Origin of the sequence: Inquilinus limosus (assembly GCF_051487185.1) — a bacterium.
Classification (GTDB): Bacteria; Pseudomonadota; Alphaproteobacteria; order DSM-16000; family Inquilinaceae; genus Inquilinus; species Inquilinus limosus_F.
On record NZ_JAHVDK010000002.1, the window covers coordinates 51,034 to 75,563 of the forward strand.

Annotated in this window: 25 protein-coding genes; 8 read left to right on the forward strand and 17 right to left on the reverse strand. The window is 68.4% G+C overall.

The annotated features are described in order from the left end of the window. Positions 1–3: 3 nt before the first annotated feature. Both KXR53_RS02085 and KXR53_RS02090 read left to right on the forward strand, forming a co-directional pair. Positions 4–3,135 carry an intermembrane phospholipid transport protein YdbH family protein gene (locus tag KXR53_RS02085; RefSeq protein WP_437372923.1) on the forward strand — a complete coding sequence of 1,044 codons (3,132 nt, stop codon included), beginning with the start codon at positions 4–6 and terminating at the stop codon, positions 3,133–3,135. 20 nt (positions 3,136–3,155) lie between these two features. Further along, on the forward strand, positions 3,156–3,353 hold the full coding sequence (locus KXR53_RS02090) for a YnbE family lipoprotein (protein ID WP_437372924.1): 198 nt from the start codon (positions 3,156–3,158) through the stop codon (positions 3,351–3,353). Between the two features lie 24 nt (positions 3,354–3,377). Here KXR53_RS02090 and KXR53_RS02095 read toward each other — a convergent pair whose 3' ends face one another. Together KXR53_RS02095 and KXR53_RS02100 are read right to left on the reverse strand one after the other, a co-directional pair. After that, the gene (locus KXR53_RS02095) at positions 3,378–3,902 is read right to left on the reverse strand and encodes a cupin domain-containing protein (RefSeq protein ID WP_437372926.1); all 525 of its coding nucleotides are present in this window, start codon (positions 3,900–3,902) and stop codon (positions 3,378–3,380) included. A 35-nt stretch (positions 3,903–3,937) separates the two neighbouring features. After that, positions 3,938–4,399 (reverse strand): cytochrome-c oxidase, encoded by a 462-nt coding sequence (locus KXR53_RS02100; RefSeq protein ID WP_437372928.1) that lies wholly within the window; start codon positions 4,397–4,399, stop codon positions 3,938–3,940. A gap of 133 nt (positions 4,400–4,532) precedes the next feature. Between KXR53_RS02100 and KXR53_RS02105 the strand changes: the two genes are divergently transcribed. Then, entirely contained in the window at positions 4,533–5,441 is a 909-nt protein-coding gene (locus KXR53_RS02105) for a LysR family transcriptional regulator (RefSeq protein WP_437372930.1), read from the forward strand. Between the two features lie 208 nt (positions 5,442–5,649). Here the strand turns inward: KXR53_RS02105 and KXR53_RS02110 are convergent, their stop codons facing one another. The 3 genes from KXR53_RS02110 to KXR53_RS02120 form a co-directional block, all read right to left on the reverse strand. Then, positions 5,650–6,291 carry a hypothetical protein gene (locus KXR53_RS02110; protein ID WP_437372932.1) on the reverse strand — a complete coding sequence of 214 codons (642 nt, stop codon included), beginning with the start codon at positions 6,289–6,291 and terminating at the stop codon, positions 5,650–5,652. A gap of 219 nt (positions 6,292–6,510) precedes the next feature. Beyond that, positions 6,511–7,314 carry an APH(3'') family aminoglycoside O-phosphotransferase gene (locus KXR53_RS02115; RefSeq protein WP_437373460.1) on the reverse strand — a complete coding sequence of 268 codons (804 nt, stop codon included), beginning with the start codon at positions 7,312–7,314 and terminating at the stop codon, positions 6,511–6,513. Further along, entirely contained in the window at positions 7,314–8,039 is a 726-nt protein-coding gene (locus KXR53_RS02120; RefSeq protein ID WP_437372934.1) for a hypothetical protein, read from the reverse strand. The genes KXR53_RS02115 and KXR53_RS02120 overlap by 1 nt, the downstream gene beginning before the upstream one ends. 163 nt (positions 8,040–8,202) lie before the next feature. On the opposite strand from KXR53_RS02120, the gene KXR53_RS02125 reads away from it, so the two are divergent. After that, the gene (locus tag KXR53_RS02125; RefSeq protein ID WP_437372936.1) at positions 8,203–9,696 is read left to right on the forward strand and encodes a CoA-acylating methylmalonate-semialdehyde dehydrogenase; all 1,494 of its coding nucleotides are present in this window, start codon (positions 8,203–8,205) and stop codon (positions 9,694–9,696) included. Between the two features lie 78 nt (positions 9,697–9,774). Here KXR53_RS02125 and KXR53_RS02130 read toward each other — a convergent pair whose 3' ends face one another. Beyond that, a complete protein-coding gene (locus tag KXR53_RS02130) occupies positions 9,775–10,398 on the reverse strand; it encodes an FMN-dependent NADH-azoreductase (RefSeq protein WP_437372938.1) in 624 nt (207 codons plus the stop codon). A 128-nt stretch (positions 10,399–10,526) separates the two neighbouring features. Here KXR53_RS02130 and KXR53_RS02135 point away from each other — a divergent pair, with 128 nt between their 5' ends. Next, positions 10,527–11,552, forward strand: a complete 1,026-nt coding sequence (locus tag KXR53_RS02135; protein ID WP_437372940.1) for a LysR substrate-binding domain-containing protein — start codon at positions 10,527–10,529, stop codon at positions 11,550–11,552. 22 nt (positions 11,553–11,574) lie between these two features. Here the strand turns inward: KXR53_RS02135 and KXR53_RS02140 are convergent, their stop codons facing one another. Both KXR53_RS02140 and KXR53_RS02145 read right to left on the reverse strand, forming a co-directional pair. Further along, positions 11,575–13,839 carry an LPS-assembly protein LptD gene (locus tag KXR53_RS02140; protein ID WP_437372942.1) on the reverse strand — a complete coding sequence of 755 codons (2,265 nt, stop codon included), beginning with the start codon at positions 13,837–13,839 and terminating at the stop codon, positions 11,575–11,577. A gap of 143 nt (positions 13,840–13,982) precedes the next feature. After that, positions 13,983–15,479, reverse strand: coding sequence for a DEAD/DEAH box helicase (locus tag KXR53_RS02145; protein ID WP_437372944.1), 1,497 nt, complete (start codon positions 15,477–15,479; stop codon positions 13,983–13,985). Positions 15,480–15,656: 177 nt separating this feature from the next. Between KXR53_RS02145 and KXR53_RS02150 the strand changes: the two genes are divergently transcribed. Next, positions 15,657–16,199 carry an isochorismatase family protein gene (locus KXR53_RS02150; RefSeq protein ID WP_437372946.1) on the forward strand — a complete coding sequence of 181 codons (543 nt, stop codon included), beginning with the start codon at positions 15,657–15,659 and terminating at the stop codon, positions 16,197–16,199. After that, the gene (locus KXR53_RS02155) at positions 16,196–16,900 is read left to right on the forward strand and encodes an alpha/beta fold hydrolase (RefSeq protein WP_437372948.1); all 705 of its coding nucleotides are present in this window, start codon (positions 16,196–16,198) and stop codon (positions 16,898–16,900) included. Before KXR53_RS02150 ends, KXR53_RS02155 begins: the two co-directional genes overlap by 4 nt. Here the strand turns inward: KXR53_RS02155 and KXR53_RS02160 are convergent. Next, the gene (locus tag KXR53_RS02160) at positions 16,897–17,448 is read right to left on the reverse strand and encodes a hypothetical protein (RefSeq protein ID WP_437372950.1); all 552 of its coding nucleotides are present in this window, start codon (positions 17,446–17,448) and stop codon (positions 16,897–16,899) included. The genes KXR53_RS02155 and KXR53_RS02160 overlap by 4 nt on opposite strands. A gap of 150 nt (positions 17,449–17,598) precedes the next feature. Then, positions 17,599–19,581, reverse strand: coding sequence for a DNA topoisomerase IV subunit B (parE, locus tag KXR53_RS02165; RefSeq protein WP_437372952.1), 1,983 nt, complete (start codon positions 19,579–19,581; stop codon positions 17,599–17,601). A 94-nt stretch (positions 19,582–19,675) separates the two neighbouring features. Here parE and KXR53_RS02170 point away from each other — a divergent pair, with 94 nt between their 5' ends. Next, positions 19,676–20,077 carry an acyl-CoA thioesterase gene (locus KXR53_RS02170; RefSeq protein ID WP_437372954.1) on the forward strand — a complete coding sequence of 134 codons (402 nt, stop codon included), beginning with the start codon at positions 19,676–19,678 and terminating at the stop codon, positions 20,075–20,077. Between the two features lie 176 nt (positions 20,078–20,253). Here the strand turns inward: KXR53_RS02170 and KXR53_RS02175 are convergent, their stop codons facing one another. From KXR53_RS02175 to KXR53_RS02205, 7 genes are all read right to left on the reverse strand, one after another. After that, on the reverse strand, positions 20,254–20,439 hold the full coding sequence (locus KXR53_RS02175) for a hypothetical protein (protein ID WP_437373466.1): 186 nt from the start codon (positions 20,437–20,439) through the stop codon (positions 20,254–20,256). Continuing rightward, entirely contained in the window at positions 20,387–21,115 is a 729-nt protein-coding gene (locus KXR53_RS02180) for a class I SAM-dependent methyltransferase (protein WP_437372956.1), read from the reverse strand. Before KXR53_RS02180 ends, KXR53_RS02175 begins: the two co-directional genes overlap by 53 nt. A gap of 308 nt (positions 21,116–21,423) precedes the next feature. Next, positions 21,424–21,651 (reverse strand): hypothetical protein, encoded by a 228-nt coding sequence (locus tag KXR53_RS02185; RefSeq protein WP_437372958.1) that lies wholly within the window; start codon positions 21,649–21,651, stop codon positions 21,424–21,426. Between the two features lie 10 nt (positions 21,652–21,661). Further along, positions 21,662–22,039, reverse strand: coding sequence for a hypothetical protein (locus tag KXR53_RS02190; RefSeq protein ID WP_437372959.1), 378 nt, complete (start codon positions 22,037–22,039; stop codon positions 21,662–21,664). 118 nt (positions 22,040–22,157) lie between these two features. Continuing rightward, entirely contained in the window at positions 22,158–22,382 is a 225-nt protein-coding gene (locus KXR53_RS02195; protein WP_437372961.1) for a hypothetical protein, read from the reverse strand. Between the two features lie 88 nt (positions 22,383–22,470). After that, on the reverse strand, positions 22,471–23,469 hold the full coding sequence (locus KXR53_RS02200) for a calcium-binding protein (protein ID WP_437372963.1): 999 nt from the start codon (positions 23,467–23,469) through the stop codon (positions 22,471–22,473). A 397-nt stretch (positions 23,470–23,866) separates the two neighbouring features. Continuing rightward, positions 23,867–24,520 carry an amino acid ABC transporter permease gene (locus KXR53_RS02205; RefSeq protein WP_437372965.1) on the reverse strand — a complete coding sequence of 218 codons (654 nt, stop codon included), beginning with the start codon at positions 24,518–24,520 and terminating at the stop codon, positions 23,867–23,869. Positions 24,521–24,530: the final 10 nt, after the last annotated feature.

Below are 24,530 nucleotides of genomic sequence, written 5' to 3' on the forward strand. Positions count from 1 at the left end.
GGGATGGCGCGATTCCTTCCCCGCCGCTGGACGGCCGGCCTCTCGGCCCTGCTCACGCTGCTGACGGCCCTGGTCGGGCTCGTCGTCGCCGCGCGGTGGCTGCTGCCCGGCTGGGTCGAGGCGGAGGCGGTCGCCCGCCTCAGGGCCGAGGGCGTGCCGGTCGAGCGGCTGACCGTGTCCAGCGTCGACCTCGGCTCGGCCGAGATCGGCGGCGTCGCGGTGGCGGACGGGCGGATCCAGATCGACCGCATCTCGCTCGGCTTCAACCCCTGGACCCTGATCCGCGAAGGCCGGCTGTCCTCGATCGCGCTCTCCGGCGTCTCGATCCGGCTCGGCATCGACCGCTCGGGCACGCTGGACCTGCCGCGGATGGAGGTGCTGACCCGAAGCTCCGGCGAGGGCGGGGGAGGGGGGCTGACCCAGATCCCGTTCCAGACCATCTCGGTGCGCGACAGCACGATCGTGATCGACACCCCCTGGGGCCGGATCCGCACGCCGGTCGAGGCCGAGGGCGCGGTGAACGAGATCGGCCGGCTGGTGTGGAGCGGGCGGCTGCGCCCGGCCGGCGCCGGCGGTGTCGCCCAGGCCAAGTTCGACCTGACCAACACCCCCCAAGGCCAGGTCTGGGGCGGCGTGCAGCTGGAACAGGCGACCTTCCGCTCGGATCAACTGTCGCTCGCCGGGGTCAGCGGCTGGATCGCCTATGGCGGCGAGCGCGACACCAGCGGCACAATCGAGGGCGCGCTAACGGTGTCGGAGGTCGAGCGCGGCGCCGCCCGGTTCCGCGATTTCGGCGTGCAGGGCAACGGCACGCTGCAGCGGCTGCAGCAGCTGATCGTCGGCGCCAAGATCGGCGCGGGGGATGGCAGCCTCGGCCTGCAGGTCCAGGGCTCGACGCAGGGCGAGGGCACCGATCTGGCTCTGCAGGTCGCGGCCAACAACCTGGCGGCGGTGGCGCCGGCCCTGGGCTTCGAGGGCGGCCTGACCGGCCGGGCCAACATCAACGCCTGGCTGACGGTGCGGACCCCCGGCCTGCCCAGCCTCGCCGATCTGCCGGCCCTCCTGGCCGACGGCTTCATCCGGGTCTCGACCGACGGCGTCCAGGCCGGCACCGGCGTGGCGCTGCAGACCGGGCAACTCAGCGCCACCATCGACCTGTCCGGCGGCACCCTGACCCTGGCCGGCAGCCGGCCCTGGAAAGTGGCGGGCCACTTCGCCTCGGGCAAGCTGTCGGTCGATCTCGACTGGCTGCCGGGCGAGGGCGGGCCGCAGCGCCTCGAGCTCAGCCGCGAGGGCGACACCTGGTGGACGCGGCTGACGGGCGCGACCAAGGGCAATGTCGCCGGCTTCGACGTCGCCGGCTCGGTCGACGCCGAGCTCGGGCTGAACGATGCCGGCCAGGCCAAGGTGCGGGTGCCGGAGGCGGTGTTGGACCTCGATCCCTTCGAGGCGATCGGCCTGACCATCGACCCCGGCCCGATGACGGTGTCGGGCGAGACCACCGACACCGGCTGGACCGCGACGCTGTCGGGCAGCTCGGCCATCGGCCTGCCGGGCAAGGAGGGCGGCAACGCCATGGCGCGCGGCACGGTCCGGGTGGATACCATCGGTTCGCAGCTGACGGTGCGGCCGGTGAACGGCGAATGCCTCTTGCTGGACGTGCCGGCGCAGGACTTCACGCCGCGGCTGCGCCTGGCCGTACCGGCGGCGGCGCAGCTGTGCCCGGACGCCGAGGGCCGGCCGCTGCTGGAGACTGACCTCGAGTCCGACCGGCCGCCGCTGGTGCGCGCGGCGGTGCCGGCGCTGGCGCTGGACCTGTCGATCGGCGCCGACGCCAACCGGCTGACCGCGACCACGCCGGTGCTGGCCATCGCCCCCGCGCAGCCCGAGGGCACCTACCGCCTGACCGCGGCCGACGGGAAGCTGGCGCTGCCCGATGCCGGGCTGTCGGTCGAGGATGTCGACGCCGATGTCGCGGTCGTCCCGGGCGCGAGGATTCCGTTCGACGCCAGCCTCACCGCTGGGCGGCTGGCGATCGTGGGCGACCCGGTGGTGCCGCTGAAGGCGGAGATGCGCAGCCGGCTCGACGCCACCACCGATATACTGTCGCTGGAAGCCGAGCTGACCGATCCGCAGGGCCGGGCTCGCGCCACCGGCACCGGAAAACACGACCTGACGACCGGCGACGGCGGCCTCGACCTCGTGCTCGATCCGGTGCGATTCCGCCGGCGCGGGCTGCAGCCGAAGGACGTGGTCCCGGCCCTGGCCGGCACACCGCTGGCCTGCGTCGACGGCCGGCTGGAGGGTGGCGGGCAGATCGCCTGGGGCAGCGCCGAGGAGACGGCGATCGGCCTCAGGCTGCGCAACGCCGCCTTTCGCACGCCCTGGGGCCGGGCCGAGGCGGCGACCGCCGATCTCCGGCTCGACCGGTTCTCGCCGCTGCGGCTGCCGGCGGGGCAGCGGGTCAGGATCGGCCGCTTCCTCATCGACGATGCGATGCCGCCGCTGACCGATGTCGATGCCCGCTTCGGCTGGAGCCGGTTGGGCGGCGTCGACCTGCGGCGGCTGACGCTCGACTGGACCGGGGCGAAGGTCAGGGTCGAGGGCGGCTCCGGCGGGCGCCGCGGGCGGCCCTCGGTTCTGCATATCGAGGGACTCGACCTGGCCCGCGCCGTGGCCGCGGCCAGGATCGGCGACCTCCGCGCCACCGGCACGGTCGACGGCACCATCCCGTTCCGCCTCGACCGCGACACGATCGTGGTCGAGAACGGGTTGCTGGCGACGCGCGGCCCGGGCGAGATCCGCTACGGCGGCGCGACGGCGCCGGAGGAGATCAAGGCGGCGGCCGCCGCCGAACCGGGCATGGACACGCTGATGACGGCGCTGCGCAACTTCCAGTACCAGTCGCTGCGGGCCACGCTGGACGGCCGCAGCGATGGCGAGGCGAATGTGCGGCTGGCGGTGCGCGGCTCGAACCCCGACCTCTATGGCGGCTTCCCGATCGCGCTCAACGTCAACCTGTCGGGCGCGCTGTACCCCATCGCCCGGCGCAGTTTGGCGCTGGCGCGGATCGGCGACCGGATCCGGGACTATTACGTCGAACGGCTGGGGCGCCGCACCGAGCCGCCGTGCTGACGAGAAGAGACCGAGCCCAGATGACCGACCGATCCCGCGCCGCTTGCGCCGGCCTCTGCCTCACAGCCCTGCTCGGCGCCTGCTCGCCGGTGATCCGGGTCGAGCCGCCGGACAAGCCGATCGAGATCAACCTCAACGTCCGGGTCGAGCAGGACGTCAAGGTGCAGGTCGACCGCGAGCTGGAGAAGGTGGTCGGCAGGAACCCGGCAGAGCCGTAGGAGAGGCCCGCGATCCGAGAGGCCTCAGGCCGCCGACGGCATTGCTTCCGGCGGGGCGAAGGTCTGGCCGTGCATGATCGCGATGCCGATGACCCGCTCGATGGCTGCCGGCGACGGCGGGCCGGATGGCACAGGCGATGCGGCCGTGACCGGCACGCCTGCCTCGCGGAAGAAGGCTTCTAGGCCCTGGGCACAGGTGATCAACACGCGAACCGGCGCGGAACCGGGATTGCGGAAGCCGTGCATGACCCCGCCCGGAATAGTGACGGTATCGCCCGGCCCGACGTCAATCCATTCTCCGCCGCTCGCGCCTATGCGGCAGAACTGCGCCTGGCCCTCAAGCACATAGAAGGCTTCCTGCTGCGCGTGCTGATGCAGCGGCACCCCAGCGCCCGGCGGCACAACCGCCTCGAACAGGCTGTAGTGCCCGCCGGTTTCAGCTTCACTGATCTTCGCCTCGAGCAGAATGCCGAGAACCTCGATCGTCCCTTGCTCCCCACGAGCTGAGCGGCGGACGTTGCCGAGCTCGCCCTCTTGCTTCTTGCTCATGCTTCCTTCTCTCTCTCCTGGTGATACTTGGATGCTCAAAGTGGGTTTCCGTCGGGAATGCTTGGCACCGCATGGTCGCCGGGCAGACGCCGAATGGGACCGTACTTACCTTTCGCAGATGCAATGACGGTCTTCGCCCGGAATACGAGGGTCGCGAACAGCAGAATTCCGGCAATGGACAGCGTGCCGCCGATGATGGCGAGCGTCTCTCCGACGGCGTGGCGGCCGAACGCAATGAAGACGAGGCCTGCCGTCATGCTGACGACGCCGAAATGGGCCAGCACGAAATGGATCCATTGAACCCGGTGTGATCCGGCCTCGGGATGCAGCCTCAGGAAGAGGCCGTAGAGCGAGGCCGAAACCCAACCCAGAAGGTTGAGATGGGCGTGCGCAGGCATCAGTGAAAAATCCTGGCGCGCCGCCATCGCCATGCCCATCGTCATGCCGATCGCCGCGTAGCCGACCGCAGCGCGGAGATGCAGGGAAGCTGGTACCATTTTTCAACTCGGGTTGCTGGAAGTGCGGCTCAGCCGAAGGCCGGGTTCGGTGAGAGGAGTAGTGTCCGTTGCGACTACTGCGAACCGCCGAAGAATTTCTAGAAGCGATCGAATATTTCGATGGGATGATGGGATGAATGTCGAAGGATTGTCTCTCGACCAGATGCGTGCGGCTCTGGCGATCGCGGAAGAAGGCGGGTTCTCGGCGGCCGCGCGGCGGTTCAACCGCACGCAGTCGGCCGTCAGCTACGCCGTTGCCGAACTCGAGGCGCAGCTCGGCGTGAAGCTCTTCGACCGCTCAGGCTCGCGGGCGCAGCCGACGGCGGAGGCGAATCTGCTGCTCCGCGAGATCGCCCGCATTGTCGGACAGACGGATTCCCTGAAACACAAGGCGCGTGCCATTTCGCACGGCACGGAAGCTCAGCTCAACCTGGTCGTCGACGCTCTGTATGACCGGGCCCAGTTGGGACCGATCTTGTTGGAATTCCAGGCCGCCTTTCCCGGCACGGCGGTGAACATCCATACCGAGATCCTGTCGGGAGTGACGAAGCGGGTCGTTGAGACATGCCATGTGGGCATTCTCGCCAGCCTGCCGTCCGCTGGTCCGGGCATCATGAGCGCGACCCTTCCGCACATCCGCCTGGTGCCAGTGGCCCGGCGCGATCATGCGCTCGCCGCGCTTGCGGGGCAGTCGCTTGAATTCGCGCGCGGCGAGCATGTGCAGATCGTGGTGGCGGACCGATCGCAGGCGACGGCCGGCGACTACTTCGTGCTCGGCACCCGGCTCTGGACGGTCGGGGACATCGAAACCAAGCATATGCTGCTGCGCGCCGGCATCGGGTGGGGCTTTATGCCGGAGCACCTCGTGGCTCCCGAAATCGAGTCCGGCGATCTCGTTGTGCTGGCGCTCGAAGGATTGCCGGTTGAAGACCATCAGCCGGTGTTCGTGATCTGGAGCGAGGAGCGCAGTCTTGGTCCGTGCGGGCAGTGGTTCGTCGGGAAACTGCGAAGCCTACGCTCTTTTTCCGGGAGCACGAAATGAGGGCGGCTTGTCGAGGTGTGCCCTTCCCAAGGCGAGTATCTTTGGGCCGTGGCTTACGAGACGAGCCAAGACGGCGCATGGTCCCCACCCCCAGGCCGGCGGGTCGTGGCGCCGGACAAGCCGTTCGTCCAGGTCGACCGCGAACTGGAGAAGGTGGTCGGCAGGAACCCGGCGGAGCCGTAGGAAGCTTCGGGATTCGCGACCCAGCTCAGACCCCGACCGGCAGCCGGAGCTTCCGATCCATAGCGGACGCCTGGTCCACTGCGCCATCTCGAGTCGGCATTGGAACGTCTTGGACAAGCTCGGTCGCGTCCAACTTCATATACGCAACGGTTTCTCCCGAGGACGGATGACCCTGACGGTAGCGGTTGAGCATCGCTTCCCGTTCGTCGATGTGTTCCTTTTTGGCCCCGGTCCGCAACAGCGAGAACGACACTGCGACGCGGAACAGGTCTTTCGGGAGTTCCCCGTCTACTCGTTGGCGGATGTATCTTTCCGGATCGGGATGGGCGGCGGGGTCGTATCCCCTAAAGACCGCCAGGAGCCGGTCCCGCTGGGCTTGCGTTGTGTCACTCCTGACCAGGAGTGAATGAACGATCGTGAGGAGGAGCGGTTGCTCAATGGGGATAATAATATTGAAGGGGCGGGCGGTTGAGTCATTTTCGATACTGCAGTAATATTCTTTCCTTCCATAGCAAAGAGATATCTGTTCAGAGCAATAAATCGCATCAATTTTCACAGATTTTTTATTGATCCTCGCGGAGCTGTGATACTCTTTTTCCTCTCCCGTCAGAAATTCGAATACAGAACTAGAAGAAATATCGACTGTCAGGTGAAGGCGGGTTGTCATCTTGGGCTCTATTGTACGTTCGTCAATATGGAAGCAAAAAATTTAGTCAAAATACAGTATCCATAGGAGCTAGATAGCCATACCACTTCCGAATGATGTGGACGAAGGGCTCGGCTTTCTCCGTACGCGAGAGGGCTCTCGGAGCCATGGGCACGCCCCGAGCAACCGCTCTCGGCCATACTTAGCAGGCCAATCCACCTCTTCAGACCGATCAGGGCATCACCCCCAGGTCAGCGGATCGAGGCGGAGATAGAAGGCGAGCCGGCCCTCGTCCGGCGGGAGAGCGAGGATCTCGAACAGGCGGTCATGGGCCGCCTGCGCCTGCTCCGGCCCGGTCCAGGTCTCGCGGGCGTTGGCGAGGAGGAGGGCGAGGTCGACATAGCGGTCGGCGGCGCCGAGCCGGCCGAGGTCGATCAGGCCGACGCAGCGCAGCGTCTCCGGGTCGATCATCAGGTTCGGCATGCAGGCGTCGCCGTGGCAGACGACGCGGTCGCCCTGCTCCTGCGCCAACCGCTGCGGCAGCTCCGCTCGCACGCGGTCGAGCAGGGCAGGGGGTGGGACCTCCCGGTCCTCCTCGGCCAGGAAGTCGGGATTGACCGCGTCGCGCGCGACCACGTCCTCGGCGCGGGCGACCATCGCCGCCAGGCCTCGGTCGAAGGGGCAGTCCGCGGCAGGCAGGGCGTGCAGGGCCTTGATCCGCTCGGCGATCGATGGCCAGGCCTGAACCAGCTCCGGCGCCGTCAGCTCGCTCGCCGGCACGCCGGGGACGGCGCTCATGACCAGGCAGGCGGCGCCGTCCGACGCGACCCAGTCGAGCACTTTCGGCGATCCGAGGCCGAACCGGGCGAGCCAGTCGATGCGGCGTCGCTCCCCGTCCAGGAGAGCGGCGCCGTGCCCGGTGGAGATCTTGGCATAGGCGGCGCCGTCGCTGCGCCGGTAGACGCGGTCGCCGGATTCGCCATGGCGGACCGGAACCCATTCGCGCCCCGCGGGCAGGCGCGGCAGGAGGCCGTCGAGGTGCATCACGGGAAGGCACAGATCTCGCTGGTGACGCGGACGAAGCTGCGCTCGCCCTCGACCAGGCTGAAGCGGTACTCCTTGTCGCCCATCACGATGGTCTGGAACATCGGCAGGATGCCGGTGGCGGTGGCCTGCTTGCCGTCGATGCCGCGGAGATTCACGGTCACGGACTTGCCCGGGTCGAACCAGGCCTGCGCCTTGCCGTTCTCATCCACCGCGCTCTCGCCGCGGCCGGTCACCGCGATGGTGTTGTTGGCGAAGGCGACCGAGCTGTTGGCGCCCACAGCGTTCTGGGTTGGCAGGATGAAGCGCTTGCTCTCGCCCGGCTTGCAGTCGCGCGGCGCCGAGGCCTGGTCGATGTAGAAGGCCAGGCGCTGCGGGTCGAGCCCGCTCTGCAGCCGCTGCGCCACCTTGTCGGCCAGCTCGCGATAGATCCCGGTCGGCACCTCACGCTCGAATCGCGCCATCAGCTCGCGATACTGGATCTGCGCCGTCTGCGCTGCCGCCTGCAGTTGCACCCGCTCCTGCTCCAGCCGGCTCTTGTCCTGGGTCAGCCCGGCGACCTGGGACTGCAGGGTCGTGATCTGCCCCCGGTTCCGCTCGACCCCGATCTGATAGGCGAAGGCCGCCACCACCACCAGCACCGTGATCGAGAAGAAGACGCGGATGATCGCGCCCCAGACGCGCCGCCGGTAGCGGCGCTCCGGATCGTAAAGACCGAGACCCATGCAACCCCATCCTGACGCTTTGCCGGCGGTCCTGGCCGCCGTAGCATGGCGGGTAGTTACGACAGCGGCGCCCCGGCCGCCAAGCCCGTCGCAGCGGGCGCGGCGATTCGGACGGTTTTCCGGCTGTCGGTGAGAAAGAATTCTGTTCTGGAGGAACGCAGCCTTGGGTTCGATCCATCACTTCATCGACGGCAAGGCCGTGCCCGGCCGCAGCGGCCGCGCCGGCGACGTGTTCAACCCGGCGACCGGCGAGGTCTCGGGCCGCGTCGACTTCGCCTCGGCCGAGGAGGTCGGCGCCGCCATCGTCGCCGCCCAGAAGGCGTTGCCCGCCTGGGCGGCGACGCCGACGGTGGTGCGCGCCCGCGTGATGTTCCGCTTCAAGCAGCTGATCGAGGAGAACATCGAGGAGCTGGCGCGGATCGTCACCTCCGAGCACGGCAAGGTCCTGTCCGACGCCAAGGGGTCGATTCAGCGCGGACTCGAGGTGGTAGAGTTCGCCTGCGGCATCCCGCATCTCTTGAAGGGCGAGTTCAGCGAGAATGTCGGGCGCGAGATCGACAGCTTCTCGATCCGCCAGCCGGTCGGCGTCTGCGCCGGCATCACGCCGTTCAACTTCCCGGTGATGGTGCCGATGTGGATGTTCTCGATGGCCATCGCCTGCGGCAACACCTTCGTGCTGAAGCCGTCGGAGAAGGACCCGTCGGCCGCCAACTGGCTGGCGGCGAAGCTGATCGAGGCCGGCGCCCCTCCGGGCGTGCTGAACGTGGTGCATGGCGACAAGGTCGCGGTCGACACGCTCTTGACCCATCCCGGCGTCGCGGCGGTCAGCTTCGTCGGCTCGACCGCGATCGGCGAGTACATCTATGCCACCGCGGCGGCGCACGGGAAGCGGGTGCAGGCGCTGTGCGGCGCCAAGAACCACATGGTGGTGATGCCGGACGCCGATCTCGACAAGGCGGTCGATGCGCTGATGGGCGCGGGCTACGGCTCGGCCGGCGAGCGCTGCATGGCGATCTCGGTCGCGGTCGCGGTCGGCGATGTCGGCGACAAGCTGATCGAGAAGCTGGAGCCGAAGGTGCGGGCGCTGAAGATCGGCCCCGGCACCGACCCCGAGGCCGAGATGGGGCCGCTGGTCACCCGGCAGCACTACGACAAGGTCCGCTCCTATGTCGATCTCGGCCTCCAGGAGGGGGCGAGGCTGGTGGTGGACGGCCGCGGCCTGAAGCTGCAGGGATACGAGAACGGCTATTTCCTCGGCGGCTGCCTGTTCGACCAGGTGCAGCCGGAGATGCGGATCTACAAGGAGGAGATCTTCGGCCCGGTGCTGTCGGTGGTGCGGACGCCGGACTTCAAAACCGCGCTGGATCTCGTGAACCGGCACGAATACGGCAACGGCACCGCGGTCTTTACCCGCGACGGGGACGCGGCGCGCACCTTCGTCAGCAACTGCAATGTCGGCATGGTCGGCGTCAACGTGCCGATCCCGGTGCCGATGGCGTTCCACAGCTTCGGCGGCTGGAAGCGCTCGGCGTTCGGCGATCTCGGCATGTACGGGCCGGATGGGGTGCGCTTCTACACCAAGCTGAAGACGGTGACCGAACGCTGGCCGACCGGCATCAAGGGCGGGGCCGAATTCACCATGCCGGTGATGCGCTGACCCTTCGGTCCGACCGGACCAAAAGCGGCGAGGCGGGCCCTAGGCCCGCCTCGTTGCGTTTCAGGCAGGTGAGGACGGTTAGGCGGCCTCGGCCATGCCCGGCGAGGCCTTGGCCTGCTGATGCGCCTCGGCCAGGGCACGGTCGCGGTGCTCCGGCCCGTAGCCCACGCCCTCGGCCCGAACGAAGTCGATGTCGGTGACGCCGATGAAGCCAAGCACGGTGCGCAGATAGGCCTCCTGGTGGTCCATCGCTTCCAGCCCCGCGGTGTAGATGCCGCCACGCGATGAGGCGATGATCACCTTGCGGCCGCCGGCCAGGCCGATCGGGCCTGTCTCGCCGTAGCGGAAGGTGCGGCCGGCCTGCAGCAGCCGGTCGAGCCAGGCCTTGAGCTGGGTCGGGACGGTGAAGTTGTACATCGGCGCGCCGATCACGACGACATCGGCCGACAGGAACTCTTCGACGATCGCGTCGATCAGCGCCCGCTCTTCGGCCTGGGCCGGCGTCAGCTCGGCGTCCTTGCCGAACTTGATCACCGCCAGGCGCTCGGCCGAGAGATGCGCCGGCGCGTCGGCGGCGAGATCGCGATACACCAACTCGGCCTGCGGATACTGCGCCCGCCACGCATCTACGGTGGCGCGGGTGAGCTGGCGCGACACCGAGGCGTCGCCAAGCGGGCTGGAATCGATCTGCAGGATCTTCACGGGTCTGCCCTTCCGTCTGTGGCGGGTTCATTTCGCCATTGCATTTACGGATGGGGCCAATCGACCTGTAGTGTGGAAATCTGCGATGGATCGTTCTACTGTCGGCAACAATCCGTCCGAGGATGACCATGCTCGACCTGAACGACCTCCGCCTGTTCGCCAAGGTGGCGCAACTCGGCGGCTTCACCGCGGCCGGCCGGGCGCTCGGCCTGCCCAAGTCGCGGCTCAGCCGCCGCGTCGCGGCGCTGGAGGAACGGCTGGGCGTCCGGCTGCTGCAGCGCTCGACCCGCCGGCTGTCGCTGACCGATGTCGGCGAACGCTTCCTGCGCCATTGCGAGACCATCCTGGCCGAGGCCGAGGCGGCGGAACAGGCGGTGGCGCAGGTGCGGTCGGAGCCGAGCGGGCTGATCCGCATCACCTGCCCACCGATCCTGGCGCAGACCATGATCGCGCCGCTGCTCAATGATTTCCTGGCCGTCCATCCGGCGGTGCGCATCTCGATGGAGCTGACCGGCCGCCGCGTCGATGTGATCGAGGAGCGGGTGGACCTGGCGTTGCGGGTGCGGCTGCCGCCAACAGAACCGTCCGACGTGGTGGTCCGGGTGCTGGCCCAGACCCGTGGCGTGGTGGTCGCGGCGCCGGCGCTGCTCGACCGACTCGGTCGGCCGGCCGAGCCGGCGGATCTCGCCAGGCTCGGCATGCTCGACCTGCATCGCGCCGACGGTCGGCATGTCTGGACAATGGTCAACGGCTCGGGGGCGGCTCAATCGGTGCCGCTGGTGCCGCGGCTGGCGACCGATGACATGTTCCTGCTGCGCCAAGCCGCGATCGCGGGGCTCGGAGTGGCATTGTTGCCGGACTATATGTGCCGGCCGGCGCTCGAGGCCGGCCTGCTGGAGCACATCCTGCCCGACTGGCGCCTGCAGGAGGCGGAGGTCCAGGCGGTGTTCGCCTCGCGCCGCGGCTTGGTGCCGGCGGTACGGGCCCTGATCGACCATGTCGTTCGCTGGGTGCCGCGCATGGTGACGCTGTGCGAGGCCGAACGGCCGCCGGGGAGCCGCCTGCCGCCCTTCATCGACTCCGGCGCCAATGCCGCCCAGCTCGGCCTCGACATGCTGTTGGCGACGCAGCCGGCCGGCCGTGCTGTGACGTAACTGGAGGGGGGGCGGGCGCCGGTCAGGTGCCCGGGGTGCGGTCCTGCTCGCTGCTGAACTTCAGCGGCACCTCGCCGAGATTCTTCAGGCTCAGCGTCAGGAAGAAGGAATAGCCTTCCTTCTGGTCCTCGGCGGTCGTGAACTGGCGCTGCGCGGTGACGCCGAAGATGAAGCATTCGTCGGCATATTGCGCGCCGACGCTGTAGCGGTACGGCCGCATGCCCTCGATGTCGTAGGTCATGCCCGTGGACAGCGTCCAGTAATCCGAGATCTTGGCGCTGGCGCCCGCGCCGACCTGCTGCTGGTCGAAGGTGTTGCCGTCATTGTCCTCGCCCTTATCGTCGAGCAGGCTGTAGTTGACGTTGAGGTTCAGCCAGTCCGCGGGGTTGGTGCTGGCCTGGACGTATTGCCGGCGGCTGTAGAAGTTGTCCTTGTCCAGCCGGAAGCGCCAGTCGAGGTTCAGATACGGCCCGGGATGCAGGGTGACGCGGCCGACATAATCCGACAGCTTCTCGCGGAGGCCGGAGGCTTCCGAGAAGTCGTCATCCTCCTGGAAACGGTAGCTCTGGCCGAAGAAGGCGGTGGCGGAGGAGCCGTCCGACCCGTACAGGCCGTAGCGGAGGCCGTAGGAGACGTGCTGGCCGGTCTCGACCCGGTCCAGGCCCGGGAAGCGGTTCTCGTTGAACAGGTTGATCTCGTCGAACTCGATGTCGGCGCTGTCGTTGTTCGGGATGTCCTTGTTGCTGCTGTCGATCGCGGTCGATGCGCTGAAACTGACGACCGGCTCGATCATCTGCTGATACGAGCCGAGCTGCCCGACGAAGGGATAGCGCGCGGTCACGTTGACCGCCGGATACAGCCGGCCGCCGACGACATTGTCGCGGAGCAGGACCTCGCCGTTCTCCTCCCCGTCCGGCACGTCGCTGGACTGGTACAGGTCGCCGCGCATATAGGCGCGGGCCGACAGCACGATGCCGGAATCGGTGTAGACTTCGCGCTGCCAGCCGATCTGGCTGGACAGGCGGCGGGTGTCGATGCCGCGGTCCGGGTCGTCGGTGGTCGGGTCGTAGTCGCGCAGCAGGTTGATGGCGCTGGCGTTGACGAACCACTGGCCGCCGAAGACGGCGGTGTTCGGCTCGCTGACGTAGCTGGCCTGCGCCCAGGGCAGGATGGTGGGCGAGAAGCCGCGGCTGCCGATGCCGGTGCCGGGCACGCGCAGGTCCTGCCAGTCCAGCGCCTCGACCGAGATGTAGTTCAGCCCATAGAAGCCTTCGGCGTAGACCCGGCTCCGCAGCACGTCGGCGCTGGAGATGTTGAAGTCGTCGAGATAGGTCCGGTCCGAGGTGCGGTTGATATCGGCCCCGAACCGCCAGTTCTGGTCGAAGTCGTATCGGGCGGAGCCGAAGAAGTGCCAGCGGAACTGCTGCGGCCGGAAATCCGAGGTTCCGTTCTGGTTGAGCTTGAGATAGCCGCTCTGGTTGACGCTGCCTTCGAGGACGACCTGGCCCTTGTCGAAGCGCTTGCGGTACTGGCCGCTGAACATCGGGCCGTTGTCCCGCGTGACCAGCGCGCCGAGCGTCGCGTCCTGGTCCGGTGAGATGTCGAAATAGTACTGCAGCCCGAAGAACGGCCCGACGTCGGAGGTAGAGCCGAAGGTCGGGAACAGAAAGCCGGAACGCCGGTCGACCGAAGGGTCGGGCATCGAGAAATACGGCGTGTAGAACAGCGGCACACCGAACAGGTCGATGAAGGCGTCGTGATAGATGATGTCCTTCGACACCGCGTCGCTGGTCACCCGCACGGCGCGGATCTGCCACAGGGGCGGCCGGGTCGGATCCTCCTTGCACAGGTTGCAGGGCGAGTAGACGGCGCGGTCGATGGTGGTGACCTCGCCGCGCTCGCGCACCGCGCTGTTGCCGATCATCCGCGAATTGTCGGCCAGGATCAGCGACACCTGCTGGATGAAGCCGTCCTTCATGTCGTCGGTCAGCTCGGCGTAATCGCCGAACATCACCTCGCCGCCCGGCTGCACCAGGGTGACGTGGCCGCTGGCGGCGACCACCTGGGTCTTCTGGTTGTAGGTGACCTGGTCAGCCCGCAGGATCTGGTTGTTCTGGTGGATCTCGACCTTGCCGCGGGCGGTGACGAGGCCCAGCGTCTGGTCGTAGATCAGTTCGTCGGCGCTGATGACCGGCGGCTGCTGTTGCCCGGCCGGCGCGGCCGGCTGCGTCTGCGGCTGGCCCTGCTCCTGGGCCGAAGCACCCATCGCGGTGAGCATGGCGGCCATGGAAACGGCGCCGAGAAAGGTCGATAACCGATTGATTCGCTTCACTGCCGCTTCCACGCTCCGCCGCGAGCCGTCGCCCCTTGTGCCGAAAGCGAAGGGGCGAAGTCAACGACGGTTGCGGCAGTGCAGTATCGATGAGCGGGTCAGGCGGCGGTTTCGGTTACCTCCGCCGCGCTGCGTTTCCGTTGCGGCACGGGGCGCAGCAGGAAGGCCGGGACATGGTCGCCGAGGCCGAGCACCGGCACATCCTCGTGGTCGTCGCGGTGCCGCCGCCGGTCGTGGTCGTCCCGACGAGGGGCCTCCCGGCGTGGCCGATCGCCGCCGCGACGCGCCTCGTCGGCACGCGGCCGGTCCTCGACGGGACGCGGCGGCGCCTCGGCGCGCTCATCGCGGCGCGACTCCGGCGCCGAGTCGCGATGTCTGTCCACCTTGGGGCGCCTGGCCGGCTCCGGCCGCTCGCCACGCCGGCGGGCTTTGCCGCGCTGCTTGATCTCGTCCTCGGACAGGAAGCCCTCGACGCCGATCTCGGGCAGGACCAGCACCGGGATCGGCTTCTTGGTCAGGCTTTCGATCGCCTTGACGAAGCGGCCCTCCTCGGGCGTGGCGATGGTGTAGGCCTTGCCGGTCTTGCCGGCGCGGCCGGTGCGGCCGACGCGGTGGACATAGTCGTCGGCATGGATCGGCACGTCGAAGTTGAAGACGTGGCCGATGTCGCTGACGTCGATGCCGCGTGCCGCGACATCCGAGCAGACCAGCGTCGCGATCTCGCCGCGCCGGAACCGATCCAGCGTCTCGTTGCGCATCGACTGGACCATGTCGCCGTGCAGCTGGCCGGCGTTGAAGCCGTGCTTCTGCAGCGACTTGAACACCACCGAGACGTCGCGCTTGCGGTTGCAGAACACGAAGGCGCTCTTGACCTCCTCCTGCCGCAGCAGGTGGCGCAGCGCCTTGCGCTTGTCCTCGGTCTCGACGATGACGACGCGCTGCTCCACCGTCTCGGCTGTGGTCGCGGGCGGGGCCACCGAGACCTGCTTCGGATTGCTGAGGAAGGCCTCCGACAGGCGCCGGATCTCCGGCGGCATGGTGGCGGAGAAGAACAGGGTCTGCCGCAGCGGCGGCAGCAGGCCGACGATGCGCTCGATATCCGGAATGAAGCCCATGTCGAGCATGCGGTCGGCCTCGTCGATCACCAGGATCTTGACGTCGGCCAGCAGGACCTTGCCGCGCTCGAACAGGTCGAGCATGCGGCCGGGCGTGGCGATCAGCACGTCCACGCCGCGGTCCAGCTTTTTGATCTGGTCCTCGAAGCTCTCGCCACCGATCAGGAGGGCGTAGGACAGCTTCTCATACTTGCCGTACAGCTCGAAATTCTCGGCCACCTGGGCCGCCAGCTCGCGCGTCGGCTCCAGGATCAGCGACCGCGGCATGCGCGCCCGGGCCCGGCCGGAGGCGAGGATCTCGATCATCGGCAGGGTGAAACCAGCGGTCTTGCCGGTGCCGGTCTGCGCAATGCCGAGGACGTCGCGTCCCATCAACACATAGGGTATGGCCTGGGCCTGGATCGGGGTCGGCGTGGTGTAGCCGACATCGTCCACGGCGCGCAGGATTTCGGGCTTCAGCCCAAGATCCGAAAAGAGCATCGTACAGGAATCTTTACTAATGGGGGCGGCCGCGCGGCCCGCCGCAGGCCCTTTAAATGGGGAAAACCCGCGTCAAGTCAATTGAAACTATCGAGACATCCGGGCATGGCTCGCCCTAGCTTGAGGCTGGCCGACGCGATTCGCGCGGCCGCGGGGACGAATGGAACGAGGTGACGAATGCTGCTCGACCGGAACGACGGCATCCTCCTGGTGGTCGATGCGCAGGAGAAGCTGGTGCCCGCGATGCACGACTTCGCGGTGGCGCGGAAGGGGATCGAGACGCTGATCCGCAGCGCCGTGGCGCTCGACGTGCCGGTGCTGTTCGCCGAACAATATCCGAAAGGGCTGGGCCCGACCCTGCCAGAGCTGACGGCGCTGGCGCCGGACGCGCCGGTGGTGCCGAAGACCCGCTTCTCCGCCGTCGGCGAACCGGCGCTGCTGGACCATCTCGAAGGCATCGGCCGCCGCACCGTCGTGATCTGCGGCCTGGAGAGCCATGTCTGCGTGCTGCAGACCGCCTTCGACCTGCACGACGCCGGGTTCCGGCCGGTGGTCGCGATCGACGCCACCACGGCGCGCGCACCGCGCAGCACTGCGGTGGCGGAGCTGCGGCTGGTGCAGGGTGGGATCGAGGTGGTGACCGCCGAGATGGTCTGCTTCGAATGGCTGGGCGAAGCGGCGACCGAGGAGTTCCGCACCGTCAGCGCCTTCCTGCGATGAGCCTGCCGGTCCTGTTCCTGCCCGGCCTCTTGTGCGACGCCGATCTGTGGGCGGAGCAGCTCAATGTCCTGTCGGCCGGGCGGCCGGTGGCGGTGGCCAGCCTGACCGGCGCCGACACGGTGGCGGGGCTGGCCGCGGCGGCCCTGGACGCGGCGCCGCCGCGCTTCGCCCTGGCGGCGCTGTCGATGGGCGGCTATGTCGCGCTCGAGATCATGCGCCGGGCGCCGGAGCGGGTGGCCGGCCTGGCCCTGATCGACACCTCGGCCCGACCGGACAGCGAAGAGCAGAGCCGTCGCCGGCGCGGCCTGATCTCGCTGGCCCGGACCGGGCAGTTCAAGGGTGTGACGCCGCGGCTGCTGCCGATGCTGCTGCACCCCTCGCGGCTCGAGGATCCGGTCCTGACCGGGCGGGTGATGGCGATGGCGGCGCGGATCGGCCGTGACGCCTTCCTGCGGCAGCAGACCGCGATCCTGGGGCGGCCGGACAGCCGGCCGGACCTGCCGCGCATCGGCTGCCCGACGCTGGTGGTCTGCGGCCGGCAGGACGCGCTGACGCCGCTGCCGGTATCCGAGGAGATGGCCGGGCTGATCCCCGGTGCCGAGCTGGTCGTGGTCGAGGACAGCGGCCATCTCTCGACCATGGAGCAGCCGGAGGCGGTCAACGCCGCACTGGCCGCCTGGCTCGGGCGGTTGACGGATTAGGGGAAATCCGGCCGGCCGAAGGGCACCGGCGCGACGTAGGGGAAGAGCTGGATGGTGAGGTGGCGGACCAGGGAGACGAATTGCGGGTCGTCCGGCCCGGTCGCCTGGTCGAGATAGCCCGCCACCGCCGACTGCTCGCGGCCGAGGATGCAGAAGGCGGCGCGCACCACGATCGGCCGCTTGGCCGGCGCCGTGGTCCAGGTCTTGCGGTCGCACAGATTGAACGGGTTGACCTCGGGCTGGGCGTTGAACACCACCGAGACGAAGTAGTTGCGGTTCTCCGTCGGCCCCGGAGTGGTGGTGAAGCGGGTGCGCGGCCCGACATAGGTGCCGGTCATGATCTCGGTCACCCGCTGGTCGAAGCCTGGCGTGCCGAAGGGATTGCCCTGGACCACGGTGCGCAGGTCGCGGCCGTCGGCGGCGGCGAACAGCTCGCCGGTCGAATACATCATGCCGAGATCGCTGCGCACGATCCGCGGCCCGGAACAGGCGGCCAGCGCCAGGGCCAGGGCGGCAAGGGGCAGGAGGCGGCGGAGGTGCTGGATCATGTCCGTTCTCGATGCAGCCGGTCTTAATGATACGCACACAGCGGGACGCCCGCCAATCGGCGGGCACCAGTGTTCTACGCCGACTGTTCGGTCCGGCTTGTGCCCAGGGTCACAGCCTGCGGCCGCGCGTCCCGGCCACACGCCCCAGCTTCAGATGTCGAGCTCGGTCGCCTTGTCGGCGTTCTGCTGGATGAAGCGCAGCCGCAGCTCCGGCTTGCGGCCCATCAGCTGCTCGACCAGGTCGGCGGTGCGGCGGCCGTCGATCTCATCCTCCGGATCGTCCGCCAGCTCGACCCGCAGCAGCGACCGCTTGGCCGGGTCCATGGTGGTGTCGCGCAGCTGCGCCGGCATCATCTCGCCGAGGCCCTTGAAGCGGCTGATCTCGACCTTCTTGCCGGCGAACTGGGTGGCCAGCACCTGGTCCTTGTGGGCATCGTCGCGGCAATAGACCGTGGTGGTGCCGGCCTGCACCCGGTACAGCGGCGGCTGCGCCAGATACAGCCGGCCGTCGGCGATCAGGCCGCGCATCTCCTTGTAGAAGAAGGTCATCAGCAGCGACGCAATATGGGCGCCGTCGACATCGGCGTCGGTCATGATGATGACCCGCTCGTAGCGCAGCTTGTCGCTGGAATACTGGCTGCGGGTGCCGCAGCCCAGCGCCAGGATCAAGTCGGCGATCTCCTGGTTGCCGGCCAGCTTGTCGGCCGAGGCGCTGGCGACGTTCAGGATCTTGCCGCGCAGCGGCAGGATCGCCTGGGTCTCGCGGTTGCGCGCCGCCTTGGCCGAGCCGCCGGCGCTGTCGCCCTCGACCAGGAAGACCTCGGTGCCTTCGGGCGCGTTGCGGCTGCAATCGGCCAGCTTGCCGGGCAGGCGGACGCGAGAGGTCGGGGTCTTGCGCCCGTTCTCCTTGGCCTGCTTGCGGCGCAGCCGCTCCTCCGCCCGGTCGGCCAGGAATTCCAGCAGCCCTTCCGCCGATTTCGGGTCGGCCGACAGCCAGTGGTCGAAATGGTCCTTGATCGCGCCCTCGACCAGCTTGGCCGCCTCGGGCGACGACAGCCGGTCCTTGGTCTGGCTCTGGAACTGCGGGTTCGGGATGAAGATCGACAGCAGCACGGCGACGCCGGTCATCACGTCGTCGGCGACGATCTGGCCGGCGCGCTTGTGGTTGGCCAGCTCGGCGAAGCCGCGCAGGCTGCGCAACAGGCCGCTGCGCAGGCCCTGCTCATGCGTGCCGCCTTGCGGCGTCGGGATGGTGTTGCAGTAGGTGTGGACGAAGCCGTCGTCATCGTCCTCGGGCCATGCCACCGCCCATTCCAGCTGGCCGCCGCCATCCGGGAAGGTGGCGGTGCCGGCGAAGGCGGTCGGCGTGCGCATCGGCCGGTCGTTCAGCGCCGCCTTCAGATAGTCGGAGAGGCCGCCCGGGAAATGCAGCACCGCCTCGTGCGGCGTGCGGTCGTCGCCAGCCACCAGCGCCGGGTCGCAGCGCCAGCGAATCTCGACGCCGCGGAACAGATAAGCCTTGGACCGCGCCATCCGGTACAGCCGGCCGGGCTGCAGCCGGGCATCGGCACCGAAGATCTCCGGATCCGGGTGGAAGCTGATGGTGGTGCCGCGCCGGTTCTGGACCGCGCCGCCGCGCTCCAGCGAGCCCTGTGGCAGGCCGCGGGAATAGCGCTGGAGATAGAGCTGACGATCCCGCGCGACCTCGATCCGCAGCTCGTCCGACAGGGCGTTGACAACCGACAGGCCGACGCCGTGCAGGCCGCCCGAGGTGGCGTAGACCTTGTTCGAGAACTTGCCGCCGGAATGCAGCGTAGTGAGGATCACCTCCAGCGCCGACTTGCCGGGGTACTTCGGGTGCTCGTCGACCGGGATGCCGCGGCCGTTGTCGCGGACGGTGACGAAGCCGTCGGCGTCGAGCGACAGGTCGATCGTGTTGGCATGGCCGGCCACCGCCTCGTCCATGGCGTTGTCCAGCACCTCGGCCACCAGATGGTGCAGGGCGCGGTCGTCGGTGCCGCCGATATACATGCCGGGCCGGCGGCGTACCGGCTCCAGCCCCTCCAGAACCTCGATGTCGCTGGCGGTGTAGCGGCCGTTGGAGTTGCTGCCGGGCTCGAACAGATCTGCCATGATCCGGAATCGGGGTCGTCTCGTGGATTTGCGGGCTGCCTCCATCATATAGACACTTCCGGCCTTCAGCGTAACCAAATCTAGGATTGCCTCCGTGACCACCCTCCTGCTGCCGCCCGGGATGCCGGCCCTCCGCACCATCGCCATGCCGAAGGACGCCAATCCGAACGGCGACATCTTCGGCGGCTGGCTGCTGTCGCAGATGGACCTGGCCGGCGCGGTGGTGGCGCATGAGCGGGCGCGGGGCCGCACCGCGACGGTGGCGGTGGAGGCGATGAGCTTCCTGGCCCCGGTCAGGATCGGCGACACCGTCTCCTGCTATGCCGAGCTGGTGTCGACCGGGCGCAGCTCGATGAAGGTGCGGATCGAGACCTTCGTACAGCGGCGCACCGACCACAGCGTGGTCAAGGTCACCGACGGCACCTTCACCTATGTCGCGATCGACGCCGACGGCAAGTCCCGGCCCCTGCCGCCGGAGCAGACGGCGATCGGGTAGGGCAGGGAGCTCACAAGCCCCAGGCGTAGCCGAACACGGCCAGGCCGTAGCAGATCCCGAACAGGAGGGTGAGGGTCACGGTCTCGCGGATGAAGGTCCAGTCGCACATGATGTTCCCTTTATGTTCTGATCTTCGGATGAGAACATAGAAGGAACATTCGGTCAAGCGGGGATCCTTATGCCGGCTGTGGCCGGCGGCCGAGGACGGCGATGCGCTCGGCCAGGAGTGCGGCCGGGGCGACCAGCGCCATGGTCACGGCCATGGCCAGCGGCGTGCCGTCGGACAGCGCCGCCGCCAGCGAAGCGACCTCAGCGATCGGCGGCGAAGAGCAGGAAGGCCGGGCGCTCCCGCTCGATGGCATATTCCGGGTGCTCGGCGATCTGCTCCGTGGTCGGGCCCCATTCCTCGAGATGCGACAGGGCGAAGCCGGCGCGCAGCAGCAGGCCGACATAGCTGCCGATGGTGCGGTGCCGCTTGACCACGCCCTTGGCCAGCCAGTCGGTGACCCGCGGCCCTTCGTCGAGATAGCGGTCGACCGGCCAGACGTCGCGCCCAGCCGGGTCCCGCACCCATTTCGGGTCGGACGGGGCGGAGTAGATCGGGTGCTCGACCGACGCCACCAGCCGGCCGCCCGGCACCAGCGCCCGGTGGACCTGCGCCAGCAGCCCGTCCAGGTTCTCCAGGTAGTGCAGCGCCAGCGAGCTGTAGGCGAGATCGAAGGACCCGGGTGGCAGCTCCAGCCGCTCCAGATCCTGCCGGCGATAAGTCACAGCCTCGTCCGGGTCGGTGGCCCGGGCGCGCGCCAGCATGTTCTCCGAGACGTCGAGGCCCAGCACCTCGGCCGCGCCCGCCTGCCGCGCCCAGCGGCAGAACCAGCCGAAGCCGCAGCCGAGATCGACCACGCGGCGGTCGCGCAGATCCGGCACCAGGGCGCGCAGGGCGGGCCATTCCGGGGCGCCGTCCAGGCCTTCGATCGACCGGCGCAGCCGGCTGTATTCGGCGAAGAAGGCCGCATTGTCATAGATGTTCTGGGTCATCCGCGAACTCCATCTGAACGATCTGCAAACGGTCGGACGGGGTGCGCGATGGTCATGAAAAAGCCCCGTCCGTTTCCGGCGGGGCTGCACGCGTGCGGGCGCTGATCGATGATCAGCGCACACAGAGTCCGGGCGTCCCGCCGACGGCGATGCGGCTGCGTCTGACGACGATGCGGGTTGCGATCACGGACATGCTTTCTCTATCGCGGATGGCAGGCGCCGCGTCAAGAATGACTTCCCAGAATCGGGTTTCTCTTGCTGCAGGGAAACCGGCGCGATCCGCCGGCGCGGCGGACCGCGCCGGGGCATCACCAGTAGCCCTTGCCCTTCAGGTTGCCGGCAACGGCGCCGGCCGCGCCGCCGATCAAGGCGCCGAGCCCGGCATTGCCGCCCGCAAGCGCACTGATCGCGGCACCGCCGGCGGCGCCGATCGCGCCGCCGCTCAGCGTCGCCTGCTGCTCGCGGCTCATGTTGGTGCAGGCGGCTGCGGCGAGGGTGCCGCATAGCAGCACGGGCAGGAGAATTCGCTTCATCATCGCACCCTCCCTATTTCCGCTGAGGTTCGAGCTTGGCGACGTCGGTGACGATGACCTCGACCACCGCCCGCGAGACCTGGTCCGGATGCGCGGCGTAGTAGTCGTCGATCGCCTTGGAGATGTCGGCCAGCGACATCGGTTGCAGTCCAATGATCAGGTCGTCGACCACGCCCGGCTGGGCGCGGCGGCGGTCGTCGCGGCGCAGCTCGTACTCGACCGAGATGATGTTGGCGGCGCCGACCAGGAAGGCCTTCTTCTCGGCTTCGGAGGCCTTGATCCAGTGATCGCCGGTGACCAGCGGCACGTCCCCGGCCCGGGCCGGCACCGCCGCCGCAGCGGCGATCAGCGCGGCTCCGACAAGAAGGGGTTTAATGGATACTCCGGCCATTATTCTCTCCCCTGTGAAATGATGGAACTATCCTTCCGCCTTTGCGGCGGATAGGCAAATGGAAGATGGATGGCCGGGGGAGGATACTGGCGGGCGGCCGTCGCCCCGCCGGGCCGGACTACCAGTAGCCCTTGCTCTTCAGATTGCCGGCCACGCCGCCGGCCGCAGCGCCGACCACCCCGCCCGCCAGCAGGCTGCCGCCGGTGAGGGCGGTCAGGGCGACGCCGCCGGCCGCACCGATGCCGGCGCCGCTGAGCGTGCCCTGGGCCTCGCGACTCATGTTGGTGCAGCCGGCGGCGAGCAGGGCGGCGGCGAGGGCGATCGGCAGGAGGCGACGGGTCATCTGGTGCTCACGAGGACGGAACGATCGAACGCCAGGAAACCCGTATCGCCGCGCTTTGTTCCGTTTCGCCTCGCCGCCGGCCCGCCCGTCAGAGCACGAAGTCCCCGGCGGTCAGGGCCAGACCGCTGCCGATCAGCGCGATCGACAGGTCGGCTTGGCGGTCGCCGTCGATATCGGCGCTGACCACGGAGACCACGCCGTCATTGACGAAGCGCAGCTCGCCGGCCTGGCCGGAGAAGGCGGCGCCGTCGATGAAGGTGAAGGCGGTGTCGCCGTTGCCGGCGTCGCCGTCGGCGTCGATGCCGCCAAGATCGATCTTGTCTCCGTCGGCCGAGGAGAAGTCGGCGATGACGTCGCGGGTGTCGAAGCCGGTGCCGGTGTCGCCCGCGGCGGCATAGACGAAGCTGTCGGCGCCGGAGCGGCCGATCAGCGTGTCGGCGCCCGCGCCGCCCTCGAGCCGGTCCTCGCCATCGCCGCCGACCAGCCGGTCGTCGCCGCCGCCGCCAGTCAGCACGTCATCGCCGGTCAGGCCGCGCAGGATGTTGCCGCGATCGTCGCCGGTCAGCGTGTCGCCGAACCGGCTGCCGTGGATCGCCTCGATGTCGTCGCCGATGACGTCGCCCTCGGCATTGCCGCCATGGTACTCGTCCGTCGCCAGGTTGATCGAGACCGCGACCGCGTTCTCGGCGTAGCTGGCGATGTCGATGCCGTCGCCGCCGCTCAGGATGTCGGCGCCGGCGCCACCACGCAGCAGGTCATTGCCGGTGCTGCCATCCAGAATGTCGGCGCCGTTGCCTCCGGCGATCATGTCGCGGCCGTCGCCGCCGGTGATGACATCGTTGCCGGTGCCGCCGCGGACCCAATCATCGTCGGCGCCGCCATCGATGATGTCGAAGGCCTCCTCGCCATCAATGATGTCGTTGCCGGAGCCGCCGGTGATCACATCGGGGCCGCCGCCGCCATTGATGACGTCGTCGCCGGCGCCACCGCTCACCACGTCGCGGCCGCCGCCGGCGTCGATGGTGTCGTCGCCCGGCGTGCCGGTCAGGATGTCGGTGTCGTCGGTGTTGCTGTTGGTCGCTGTCATGTCCGTTTCCCCCTTCCAGTCAAAAGCGATGTTCCAAAAACAACGCCCGCCGCGGGCGGGGCCAAAGGCACCACGGGGCCCGGCCGGGGCGCGGCCCTGCCAAAGGCAGCGGCCGCCGAAGGCCACGAAAGCTGGCGCCGGGATCCTTTGGCGATATGGCCAGGAAGGTTTCGTCAGGCGCTGACCGGTTTCGGGCTGGAGCGAAACCTATATAGACTCTTTCCTGGCGACAAGAAGAAAGATTCTAATTCTCAGACTTTCTGTTTGGAATGTCGGAATTTAAGCAAATGATATGGATTCGAGACTCGGGTATCGTGTGCATATTCATGTATTATTTATTTGAGGCAATTGTGGGTGGAATGCCGAAGAACTTGAGGGTGAGGCTGCCTCCACGCCCTTACTTCAGCGCGGCGCGGCGACCCAGGGCCTTGCCGAGGCGCTCGATCGCGAAATTGACCAGGAAATAGATCGCCGCGGCCAGCAGATAGAACTGCAGACTCATATAGTTGCGGCTGATCACCTCCTTGGTCGCCAGCAGCAGCTCGGTGACGCCGATCACCGACAGGAGGGTCGAGGCCTTGACCATCTCGGTCCCGGTGTTGACCCAACTCGGCAGGATCTGGCGCAGCGCCTGCGGGATCAGGACCAGGATGATCGTCTGGCGGAAATGCAGGCCGAGCGACTTCGCCGCCTCGATCTGGCCGCGCGGGATCGCCTGCAGCGCGCCGCGCACGATCTCGCCGACATGCGAGCTGCAGAACACGGCCAGCGCGAAGATGCCGGCCTGCACCGCGGTCAGCTGGATGCCGACGACGGAGAGGATATAGAAGGCGGCCAGCACCAGGACCAGCACCGGGGTGCCGCGGACGAAGTCGACGAACAGCCGGGCCGGCCAGCGGATCGGGGCGGTGCCGTAGGTCAGGGCGAGGCCGACCAGCACGCCGAAGACGGTGCCGGCGGCGATCGACAGCACCGAGATCTGCACCGTCAGCCAGGCCCCGTCGAGCAGGGCCCAGCGCGCCACCCAGATCTGCTGCAGGAAAGCGTCCATCGCCAGGGCC

Bases quoted from the DNA above. Each gene is read 5' to 3' on its own strand.
- KXR53_RS02205 (WP_437372965.1), bottom strand. From the start codon at position 24,520: ATGGACGCTTTCCTGCAGCAGATCTGGGTGGCGCGCTGGGCCCTGCTC.
- KXR53_RS02195 (WP_437372961.1), bottom strand. From the start codon at position 22,382: ATGACCCGTCGCCTCCTGCCGATCGCCCTCGCCGCCGCCCTGCTCGCC.
- KXR53_RS02135 (WP_437372940.1), top strand. From the start codon at position 10,527: ATGCTCGACCTGAACGACCTCCGCCTGTTCGCCAAGGTGGCGCAACTC.
- KXR53_RS02175 (WP_437373466.1), bottom strand. From the start codon at position 20,439: ATGCCATCGAGCGGGAGCGCCCGGCCTTCCTGCTCTTCGCCGCCGATC.
- KXR53_RS02180 (WP_437372956.1), bottom strand. From the start codon at position 21,115: ATGACCCAGAACATCTATGACAATGCGGCCTTCTTCGCCGAATACAGC.
- KXR53_RS02110 (WP_437372932.1), bottom strand. From the start codon at position 6,291: ATGACAACCCGCCTTCACCTGACAGTCGATATTTCTTCTAGTTCTGTA.
- KXR53_RS02090 (WP_437372924.1), top strand. From the start codon at position 3,156: ATGACCGACCGATCCCGCGCCGCTTGCGCCGGCCTCTGCCTCACAGCC.
- KXR53_RS02120 (WP_437372934.1), bottom strand. From the start codon at position 8,039: ATGGGTCTCGGTCTTTACGATCCGGAGCGCCGCTACCGGCGGCGCGTC.
- KXR53_RS02155 (WP_437372948.1), top strand. From the start codon at position 16,196: ATGAGCCTGCCGGTCCTGTTCCTGCCCGGCCTCTTGTGCGACGCCGAT.
- KXR53_RS02150 (WP_437372946.1), top strand. From the start codon at position 15,657: ATGCTGCTCGACCGGAACGACGGCATCCTCCTGGTGGTCGATGCGCAG.
- KXR53_RS02115 (WP_437373460.1), bottom strand. From the start codon at position 7,314: ATGCACCTCGACGGCCTCCTGCCGCGCCTGCCCGCGGGGCGCGAATGG.
- KXR53_RS02185 (WP_437372958.1), bottom strand. From the start codon at position 21,651: ATGATGAAGCGAATTCTCCTGCCCGTGCTGCTATGCGGCACCCTCGCC.
- KXR53_RS02085 (WP_437372923.1), top strand. From the start codon at position 4: ATGGCGCGATTCCTTCCCCGCCGCTGGACGGCCGGCCTCTCGGCCCTG.
- parE (WP_437372952.1), bottom strand. From the start codon at position 19,581: ATGGCAGATCTGTTCGAGCCCGGCAGCAACTCCAACGGCCGCTACACC.
- KXR53_RS02190 (WP_437372959.1), bottom strand. From the start codon at position 22,039: ATGGCCGGAGTATCCATTAAACCCCTTCTTGTCGGAGCCGCGCTGATC.
- KXR53_RS02095 (WP_437372926.1), bottom strand. From the start codon at position 3,902: ATGAGCAAGAAGCAAGAGGGCGAGCTCGGCAACGTCCGCCGCTCAGCT.
- KXR53_RS02200 (WP_437372963.1), bottom strand. From the start codon at position 23,469: ATGACAGCGACCAACAGCAACACCGACGACACCGACATCCTGACCGGC.
- KXR53_RS02100 (WP_437372928.1), bottom strand. From the start codon at position 4,399: ATGGTACCAGCTTCCCTGCATCTCCGCGCTGCGGTCGGCTACGCGGCG.
- KXR53_RS02105 (WP_437372930.1), top strand. From the start codon at position 4,533: ATGAATGTCGAAGGATTGTCTCTCGACCAGATGCGTGCGGCTCTGGCG.
- KXR53_RS02145 (WP_437372944.1), bottom strand. From the start codon at position 15,479: ATGCTCTTTTCGGATCTTGGGCTGAAGCCCGAAATCCTGCGCGCCGTG.
- KXR53_RS02140 (WP_437372942.1), bottom strand. From the start codon at position 13,839: ATGGCCGCCATGCTCACCGCGATGGGTGCTTCGGCCCAGGAGCAGGGC.
- KXR53_RS02160 (WP_437372950.1), bottom strand. From the start codon at position 17,448: ATGATCCAGCACCTCCGCCGCCTCCTGCCCCTTGCCGCCCTGGCCCTG.